Source organism: Pseudoalteromonas sp. AS84 (assembly GCF_038900255.1).
GTDB lineage: Bacteria > Pseudomonadota > Gammaproteobacteria > Enterobacterales > Alteromonadaceae > Pseudoalteromonas.
In genome coordinates, this window is record NZ_JBBMQY010000032.1 from 23,699 (window position 1) to 31,282 (window position 7,584).

Annotated in this window: 9 protein-coding genes and 1 pseudogene; 3 read left to right on the top strand and 7 right to left on the bottom strand. The window is 37.7% G+C overall.

What is annotated here, in order from left to right; all coding sequences use genetic code 11:
- Window positions 1-106 precede the first annotated feature (106 nt).
- Entirely contained in the window at window positions 107-2,227 is a 2,121-nt protein-coding gene (locus WNY79_RS19895; RefSeq protein WP_342876710.1) for a methyl-accepting chemotaxis protein, read from the top strand.
- An 84-nt stretch (window positions 2,228-2,311) separates the two neighbouring features.
- Here WNY79_RS19895 and WNY79_RS19900 read toward each other — a convergent pair whose 3' ends face one another.
- Window positions 2,312-2,896: a TetR/AcrR family transcriptional regulator gene (locus WNY79_RS19900; RefSeq protein WP_197184737.1), complete on the bottom strand. Its 585-nt coding sequence runs from the start codon at window positions 2,894-2,896 to the stop codon at window positions 2,312-2,314.
- 113 nt (window positions 2,897-3,009) lie between these two features.
- Here WNY79_RS19900 and WNY79_RS19905 point away from each other — a divergent pair, with 113 nt between their 5' ends.
- Entirely contained in the window at window positions 3,010-3,552 is a 543-nt protein-coding gene (locus WNY79_RS19905; protein ID WP_024598479.1) for a carboxymuconolactone decarboxylase family protein, read from the top strand.
- A 69-nt stretch (window positions 3,553-3,621) separates the two neighbouring features.
- On the opposite strand, the gene WNY79_RS19910 is transcribed toward WNY79_RS19905, so the two are convergent.
- Window positions 3,622-4,152, bottom strand: a complete 531-nt coding sequence (locus tag WNY79_RS19910; protein WP_024598480.1) for a hypothetical protein — start codon at window positions 4,150-4,152, stop codon at window positions 3,622-3,624.
- A gap of 52 nt (window positions 4,153-4,204) precedes the next feature.
- Here WNY79_RS19910 and WNY79_RS19915 point away from each other — a divergent pair, with 52 nt between their 5' ends.
- On the top strand, window positions 4,205-4,597 hold the full coding sequence (locus WNY79_RS19915; protein ID WP_342876711.1) for a DUF1294 domain-containing protein: 393 nt from the start codon (window positions 4,205-4,207) through the stop codon (window positions 4,595-4,597).
- Window positions 4,598-4,652: 55 nt separating this feature from the next.
- On the opposite strand, the gene WNY79_RS19920 is transcribed toward WNY79_RS19915, so the two are convergent.
- From WNY79_RS19920 to WNY79_RS19940, 5 genes and pseudogenes are all read right to left on the bottom strand, one after another.
- Complete coding sequence (locus tag WNY79_RS19920) at window positions 4,653-4,997, bottom strand: PEGA domain-containing protein (RefSeq protein ID WP_007586203.1); 345 nt, start codon at window positions 4,995-4,997, stop codon at window positions 4,653-4,655.
- Between the two features lie 218 nt (window positions 4,998-5,215).
- Window positions 5,216-5,491 (bottom strand): immunity protein YezG family protein, encoded by a 276-nt coding sequence (locus WNY79_RS19925; RefSeq protein ID WP_342876713.1) that lies wholly within the window; start codon window positions 5,489-5,491, stop codon window positions 5,216-5,218.
- An 81-nt stretch (window positions 5,492-5,572) separates the two neighbouring features.
- A complete protein-coding gene (locus WNY79_RS19930; RefSeq protein ID WP_182693141.1) occupies window positions 5,573-6,244 on the bottom strand; it encodes an SMI1/KNR4 family protein in 672 nt (223 codons plus the stop codon).
- A 17-nt stretch (window positions 6,245-6,261) separates the two neighbouring features.
- Window positions 6,262-6,519, bottom strand: coding sequence for a hypothetical protein (locus tag WNY79_RS19935; RefSeq protein WP_342876712.1), 258 nt, complete (start codon window positions 6,517-6,519; stop codon window positions 6,262-6,264).
- Between the two features lie 149 nt (window positions 6,520-6,668).
- A pseudogene (locus tag WNY79_RS19940) lies at window positions 6,669-7,584 on the bottom strand (hypothetical protein); the annotation flags it as partial.

Sequence of the window (7,584 nt, forward strand, 5' to 3'; positions counted from 1 at the left end):
AAAACTCAACATATTGTATTAAATTCAGTTTCTTTAACGATATTCATAGCTTCGTTGGTTAGATCTACTAAACTATATCAGTAGTTTTAATTTAAGGGTGAGATGAATGCGGGAAATATCGCTAGCAAAAAAATTACTTTGGCTTACTGTCGGAAGTATATTTATCACTGTATTAGTGCTTTCGAGCATTTTGTGGTGGCAGTTATCTGCAAGTAATACCGAACTAGCAAGCAAGTCAGAAGATTACATTGTTGCTGAAGTTGAAGAAAAGTTGAATGCAAATGCAGCAATATATGGTGAAAAAATAGCGGGCTTTATTAACGAAGCTTACCGAGTGCCATACTCTTTAGCTGCGTTATTAGGTGATGCTGCTAAAAGCGAAAGCCTTAGTCGCGATACAGTAGTAAGTATTAATCGCTCTATTTTAGAACAAAATAGATTACTATCATCTATTTACTCTCAGTTTGAACCAAATGCGTTTGATGGACAAGATTCAAATTTTACAACCGGCTATAAGCACTCGGTTAATGGCGATGGTACGCTAGAAGTTTATATAACACGCGATCAGAATAACGTGATTGAGCAGCAAAAAGTAGCTAATGGCGCTGATAAATATATTACCTCACTTAATGAGTTCGGCATTCGTGAAGCGCATTGGTACTTGTGTGCAAAAGACACACTCAAGCCTTGTATTATGGAACCGTATTTATACGAAATCCCATCTGGCGATTCAGTAATGCTTACCTCATTAACAGTGCCTATTTTAAAATCGGGTCAGTTTATTGGTTTAGCGGGTGTTGATTTAACACTGCCGACCTTTCAGGCCATGACTGAGGAACTTTCTAAACAGCTTTATAATGGCCAAGCTAAAGTAACCGTGCTTAGCGATATTGGTTTAGTAGTGGGAAGTAGCCATTATAAATCTAAATTAGGGCGCCCATTCAAAGAAGCGGTTAGTTCTAACTTGTTTAAAGAGCTTGAAAAATTTAAGGGCCAAAAAGGCATATTTAAAACATCGTCTGAGTACTTAGTTAATTACCCTATAAATATAAAGCTAGCTAATAGACAGTGGTCTTTACTTATTGAAGTACCTAGTAACTTAGCTTTAGCGGGCCCTGATGCACTGTCACAAGATATGGCCGATACTGCAAACGATTTAGGCGCGATGATTTTAATTACAGGTGCTGTTATTGGCGTTATTGCATTTTTAATAATGAAATTTGTTATTGGTAGCGTGGTTGCGCCTCTTCAGCAAATTCAACAACGTGTAGATAACTTAGCAAGTTCTGAAGGCGATTTAACGCATACACTTCATGTTGAAACTCATGCAGAGCTCATTGCTTTAGCTGGTGGCTTTAATGCCTTTTTATCTAAGTTACGTATTTTAATTACAGAACTTAAAGATGTGTCTGATCAAACCAAGCAACAAGGTGAAATAGCGCAGCATATAGCTATTGATACTAAGCATAATGTTCAATCTCAATTTCAAGAAATTGAAAGTGTGGTAACGGCTATGAACGAAATGAGCGCAACAGCACTCGAAGTCGCCAGAGCATCAGAGCAATCAGCTCAACAAGCCGATGAAATAAACAGCTTGGTAGTAAGCAGTGAATCGAGCTTATCGTCAGCAATGACACAAGTTAAAACAATGTCTGAAGAAATTAAAGAAGCTAATCAAGCCGTTGAAAAAGTAGCTTCGCGCAGTAAAGACATTACGCAAATATTAGATGTAATTCGTACTATTTCAGAACAAACAAACTTACTTGCTCTTAATGCAGCTATTGAAGCTGCGCGAGCTGGTGAACATGGCCGAGGCTTTGCTGTTGTTGCTGATGAAGTACGTGCACTTGCTTCTAAAACGCGTTCATCAACAGATGACATAAGCCAGTTAATTGATAGCTTATTATCTGAAGTGGGTAATGCGTCTACCGTTATTGAAAAAGGCGTAGTACGTGCGCAAAATGCTGTTGATGAAACATCAGTAGCTTTTGATGCTCTGCACAGTGTTGTCGTTAAAGTTGATGAAATAACCAATCAAATTACACATATTGCAACCGCTGCTGAAGAACAAAGCTTAGTGACCGAAGAAATTAACCGTAATTTAACGCTTATATCTGATGCCGCCTCGCAACTTGCTGACTTATCTACACAAGCGGGGGATAGTAGCGAAGCGCTTAACAAACTTGTTGCGCAGCAAGACTCAGAGCTAAATAAATTAAAAACATAATACTTACTAAGTATTCAGATAAAATAAAAACGGCAGTAATTTAATTACTGCCGTTTTTTATTCAAATTATTGATTGGAAGGTGTTTATAGGCTTTTTATGATCTTGAACATTTGATTGATCATAGGCTGAGCAAGAGACTCTACACCTGGGCGGTTAAAGTAACCACGTAACCCAGTAAATTGAACTTCAAAAAAACGTGCATATTCTTGCGCTGATATATTATTACTCAACTCATTGTTTTCAATTGCTTGCTCAAAAAGAATCGAAAGATAGTTTTCAAACTTATCAGCTAAATCTAAACTTAGTTGATATAAATTGCTATCTTTATCGGCAAACTCGCAATTAGCTTTCACCAACATGCAAATAGCACTCGGTGTACTTTCTTTCTTTGTGACGACATCCTCAACAAAAGCACGTAAACCACCAAGAATGCTGTCTGATGTAGATAGGCATTCTTTAATCTGGCTTTCCATTTGCACTGTGTAGTCTTTTAACGATTCAATATAGAGGCCTTCTTTTGAACCAAAAGCAGAATAGATACTTCCTGGGCGCATGTTTACAACATCTTGTAAATCACGCGTCGAAGTTGCATGAAAACCCTTTTCCCAGAATAGCTGACTTGCAAGGCGGACAACTGTCTCGCGCTCAAACTTCACCTTATTAACCATGTTGTTTCTCAATTAATTTGAACATTTGCTCAATTTTAACTTGAACAATCGCTCAAAATCAAATATTATGTGTCTCGAAGTTACTTAAACCTAATTATTTATTGGAGCTAAACATGGCAGAATTTACTTTATACACAGCAGATAACGCACCTGAAGAATCAAAATCTCTAATGGCTGATTCAGTAGCTGCATTTGGTATGGTACCTAACTTACACGCAGTAATGGCTGAAGCACCAACATTACTTAAAGGTTACCAAGTACTGCATGAGCTGTTTCAAAAAACATCGTTCAATGCAGAAGAGCTTACAGTGGTATGGCAATCAATTAATGTTGAGCACGCGTGCCATTACTGTGTACCAGCACACAGCGCCATTGCTGCGTCAATGAAAGTTGACCAAGGTATTGTTGATGCACTTGTAAATAAAACACCACTTGAAAATCCTAAGCTAGAAACTCTTCGTGAAACTACACTAGCAATGACACGTGAACGTGGCGTGATCAGTGATGAGCAAATCGAAAAGTTCTTTGCAGCAGGTTACGGCAAGCAGCAACTACTTGAAATTATTGTTGGCTTATCTCAAAAAGTAATGAGCAACTACACTAATCATCTTGCAGATACACCTGTAGATGCACCATTTAAAAAATTCGTAAAATAATTTACGACTTTTAAAGAATGAAATAACAAAAAGGCAGCCTAGGCTGTCTTTTGTATTTATAAATCGCGGCTATTTAAATTTAACCACTTTTGTACTGCGTGTATAAGTACGGCTTTCAGGTTTAGTCCACTCACCCTTTTTAAGATAAGAGGTCGATACAATAAATTTATCGTCTTTCAAATCACTAGTCGATTTAACCTTTGTGATCCCATCTTTGCTGCCTGTTACATCTTCATAAGCGACAAACTGAGTAGGGCTTAATACCTTCATAATCCCTTTTGTATAAAATCCTGCGGTGGTAAAGTAGTAAAATACGAGTGACTGCTTTTTAGTATCGTAAAAAATCATCGACTCGCCACCATACTCACCTTCATTAATTGAGTGCATAGTGCGTATAGCCTTACCATTTAGCGCGCGTTCCCATTTACCCACATCTTGCACAGGTTTTGCACCTTCAGGTACTTTAAAGTCTGCTTGCCACGTTCCTAAGTAAGGTTTAAACACTTCTAGCTCTTTATCAAGGTTACTGGCAGTTTCATTAGCAAAGCTACTAAATGTGCACAAACATAATACTAAGAATAGAGATTTAAAATATGTCATAATTTGACTCTTGTTGTTAGGTTTTTATAAGCCCAGTATAGGTGATAATTAATTGATAAAGAAAATATTAATAACGTTCTCATTACTTTACTTAGCTGCCATTTGGCTGGCTTACCCACTGCAATACTTACCCGTTTATATACCAATATATGTACCTGGTTATATAAGTGTATTAAGTGCTATAACCTTTTTTATGTACGCGTGGGATAAGCGACAAGCTAAACGCTCTTCACATACAAAAGTAAACCGCACACCAGAGCGCACACTGCAGCTTCTTGCATTATTTGGAGGATGGCCAGGGGCATTACTTGCTCAACAATTACTTCGTCATAAATCGCAAAAGCGACGTTTTATTATTGTGTTGTGGTTATGTGTTTTAGTGAATATTGGTAGTTATTTCGCAGTAGGATATTTGTGGCTTTATGAAGGATTTAATACGCCTTAAGCCAGTTATTAAATTAACCAGGCTAAGGCATATAAACTAAAACGTACTTGGAGGCTTATTGAGCCGACTGGCTTGCTTCCATAGTATCGAGTTCAACAGTTAGTATTGTTTTTTTATCAACTGAAACCCATTTTCTGTAAGTAAGGTATCCTGCTTTGCTTACTTCAATATCGTATTTACCTTCTTTAAGCTCAATACCCGCTTTGTAAACAGGGTTGATATTCATAATACGAACGCGAGCATCAGCAGGGTTAGTAATAACAGTTAATGAAATTGGTGCAGCTACTTCGTTAATCTCTGCAATAGGTTCTAAAACTACTTGCTCAGTTTCTTGGGCTGGAGGAGGTGTAGAACAACCGCTTAATAACAATAAACCCAAAAGTGCGCTTAATTTTTTCATAGGTACTCCGTAAAATTATTTAAATAATAAATGTTAAATGTCACGAAATATCATGGAGGAGTATTAATAAGTTGGGGTACCTAACTCGTCTTCCTTGACTTTCGTTTGTTTAAAAAACAAATTGGCGTACAGTTTAATATGTATCCAGCTCAGGTTCAATTATTGTTATTAATTTATAAAGTTTTAAATAAATTTAACGCTATGCTTATGTTGCTCATTTAAAGTGATAAAGTGGCTTCATCGTTATTATCGCGCTCAAAGTTTAAGTTAAATTGACCCTGACGAGTGATAGTAAAAATAGCGCGCTGCCAATTTTCCACTTCATTTTTAATGGCGTGGTCAAATAACGTTTTAAACAGCGCTGTTATATTTTCAGATACAGCAATTGCATGCCGTGTTTTGTCATCTGTTTTAATAAAGTGAGCTTTGCACTCAAGTACATTGTTGTTTTCGCAATCTAAAATAAGCTGAGCTTCAAACCACGGCTCATCTATTTGTTGATAAAGGTACTAACCTAGGTGGTGCGGGATGTTTTTAATGTCGGGTTGCATCTGCTTTCCTTAGCGTGTTATTGATTAGTCTTCAAAACCAATTGTTATCCAAGTATCAACTGTTGCCCACAGATCTATGTTCATAGTTGGTAGTTCATCAGCCCACCAAATTAAGGATTCTTCAAGGCCTTTAATACGATTAAAACAGATGTAACCTCCAGCGCCATTAGTAAAAATGCTTTTGAACTTGTTTAAGTCTATATCCACATCGTGCTCTTCTAATACTTCCCAGTCATACTCATCCAATAATTCTTGCTCATCAATTGGTAAAAGCCCCATTGAGTTTGAGACTAGGTAATTAAAGCCATTAAAGTGTGTGTAAAAATCTTTTAAATCATTCGGAAGTTGAGAGAAGCACTCTGTTAATTCTATATTTTTTGGATTTTTAGATTGATAATATAGAATTTGATTTCCTGACAAAGAGCGAATACCAAAAACTAAATGATACTCTTCAAAGTAATATGCTAAATTAATAGTTTCAAGTTGCTCTGCTAGGTATTCATAGGTAAGCTCTAAATCGTTACGGAATTTGCTAAATAAATTAATAGTTCGTTCAATTTTCGAGTCGTTTTCTTTAAATATTTCAGCCCATACCTCAGGTATTACTGCCGTTATATCGGCGGATAAAATTTTAGTGTCAATAACTTCAGGTTTGTCAAAATATTCGCCTAAAAATTTTTTTAATTCATTGTCCATTAAAAATTACCTTAAATTTATTTTACTAAAGTTTTTATCTTACTTTGAATGTCTAATTCTAATTGCGTCTCAAGTTTCATCATTCTTTCTCTGAATTCTGGGGATACTTTGATACCTCCTTTTTTATACTCAGTCCACTGTGAAAAGCTTTTTGAACCTTTAGAAGTGTTAGCCGTTTTACTTAGACCGATGAAGTTAATGGGGTCGTTGAGTACTTGCTTTTGTTGTTCTAATGTTAGCCTTTCAAAGCCACCCATTCTAGTTATTTTGTCCATTGGAACAACGTGATCGGCTTCTAAGCGCCCTATGACAATTAGCCCTGGCAACGCTTCATCTGGATAAGGTGGCTTTTTGTTCTTATTTACTTGATTTCTGATCTCAGGAGATGGTGTAGACCTTCTTAGCTTGGCATATAATTCAGGAGCTACTCGCCTATCCTTTTTATTATTCCTAGCCCCTTCAAATCATTTCCTTTCGGCGCATCTAATTCATTCGCAATAGTCTTTTTAGGCTTACCCACAATACCGGTGCTTTTCGGCGGCTCGAATTCATCAAGGGCTTTGTTTACGCGATTGCCAATTTCACTGGCTGCGTTTTTAACGCCTTGGTCTATTTTGGGCGCTATTTCATCAAGCTGTTTAATGGTGGATTGCATGCCGTCTATGGCTAGTTGTGGCAGCAGTAGGTCGTATTGCCAACTAGTTGAAATATCTTGTAATGTACCTCTAAAGCTTTTAATAATTGCTTTGACTTCACTGGCTGCTTGTTTACCTAGGTCTTGCCAATTTATTTTGCGTAAATACTGAACGGGGTCGCCTTTGCCCAACTTGCGTAACACTGCAATTGCGGCTTCTATTGTGTCGCCGCTGTTTTTAATCACCACTTTACCAACACCTTTTACCGCGGAGCCGAGCACAGGCACTAAACCTATCGCGGTGAGCGTAAAGGCAATCCAGCCATCACTGTCGTTGGCTTTATCGTCATCAGTCAGCAGCATTACATTGGCTAAAATATCCCGCACGTCCATGACTTGGTCAATAACCGGTATCATCGAAATAATACTGCCTACCACAATCTGCGCAGTTGTAGGGTCTTTATTAAAGTCGCCTTGCAGTGCTCCCCATAACCAATCACCTGCTTGGCTAGCTATGTTGCTTGCTTCATCAAGTGTTGCTGTTTGCCCAGCTCTGCTCATTTGTATGGCAGAGGCGGGGGTTATTCTTTTATAAAGCGGGTTTGGTGTGGTGTTATCTTGAGGTTCATACTCGCGCGTATCTTCCCCATATTGAACAGTAAATTGCCCATTTGGTACATCGGTTAATTGCGCTATACCGTCTTCA

Bases quoted from the DNA above. Each gene is read 5' to 3' on its own strand.
- WNY79_RS19905 (WP_024598479.1), top strand. From the start codon at position 3,010: ATGGCAGAATTTACTTTATACACAGCAGATAACGCACCTGAAGAATCA.
- WNY79_RS19935 (WP_342876712.1), bottom strand. From the start codon at position 6,519: ATGGACAAAATAACTAGAATGGGTGGCTTTGAAAGGCTAACATTAGAA.
- WNY79_RS19920 (WP_007586203.1), bottom strand. From the start codon at position 4,997: ATGAAAAAATTAAGCGCACTTTTGGGTTTATTGTTATTAAGCGGTTGT.
- WNY79_RS19930 (WP_182693141.1), bottom strand. From the start codon at position 6,244: ATGGACAATGAATTAAAAAAATTTTTAGGCGAATATTTTGACAAACCT.
- WNY79_RS19900 (WP_197184737.1), bottom strand. From the start codon at position 2,896: ATGGTTAATAAGGTGAAGTTTGAGCGCGAGACAGTTGTCCGCCTTGCA.
- WNY79_RS19895 (WP_342876710.1), top strand. From the start codon at position 107: ATGCGGGAAATATCGCTAGCAAAAAAATTACTTTGGCTTACTGTCGGA.
- WNY79_RS19910 (WP_024598480.1), bottom strand. From the start codon at position 4,152: ATGACATATTTTAAATCTCTATTCTTAGTATTATGTTTGTGCACATTT.